We start from the raw sequence: 843 nt of genomic DNA, 5'->3' as shown, positions 1-843 counted from the left end.
TCTGTTCATTCGCTCCAGTGAGCTGCGCTTTGCCCGCTGGTCAGAAATAGATTTCAGAAATAGAACCTGGACGATACCCGCCACACGCGAAGCCATTGCAGGCGTGCGTTATTCCGGGCGCGGTGCCAAAATGCGCACTGCTCATATCGTACCCCTCTCAGAACAGGCCATCGCCATTCTGAAACGGATTAAAGATATCTCCGGTGATGGTGAGCTGGTCTTCCCCGGCGACCATAACCCATATAAACCGATGTGTGAAAACACCGTGAATAAGGCACTGCGCCTTATGGGTTACGACACTAAACATGATATCTGCGGTCACGGCCTCAGGGCAATGGCATGCAGCGCCCTGATGGAGTCCGGTTTATGGTCGCAGGATGCAGTGGAGCGCCAGATGAGCCATCAGGAGCGCAACAGCGTGCGGGCGGCTTACATACATAAAGCGGAATACCTTGATGCTCGAAAAGCGATGATGCAATGGTGGTCGGATTATCTTGCAATTAATCGAAAGGTTTTTATTTCACCATATCTTTTTGAAAAAAATTAAAATATTCATAATATCTTAGCTTTACAGAACGGCCCATTATCGTATTAATCATGGGCCTTTTTTATACTGCCATGCCGCAATCTCCCCCCCTCAAGCTTACTCGGTAATTATTTAAGTAAGCAGCTGATCTTTAATGGTACTCATTGATTCGCAAAGCCCAGTTTAATCAGGATTTTACTATCGATGGACCCAAAAACCTGGCAAACGACAACTGGAGAAACAAACTAATGAAAAATAATTCCAATAGTTTTATTTTTTTATATCTTATTGATTTTAAATAAATTAAATATCAATAA

1 protein-coding gene is annotated in these 843 nt (G+C 44.0%); it reads left to right on the top strand.

Annotated elements, in window-relative coordinates:
- Window positions 1-547 (top strand): site-specific integrase (locus tag IM265_RS21840; RefSeq protein WP_193056027.1); only part of this gene is annotated, 547 nt, incomplete at its 5' end.
- Window positions 548-843 lie beyond the last annotated feature (296 nt).

It is taken from the genome of Enterobacter cloacae complex sp. P17RS, from assembly GCF_014895885.1.
GTDB lineage: Bacteria > Pseudomonadota > Gammaproteobacteria > Enterobacterales > Enterobacteriaceae > Enterobacter > Enterobacter bugandensis.
This window is presented reverse-complemented; position numbering and strand designations above follow the sequence as displayed.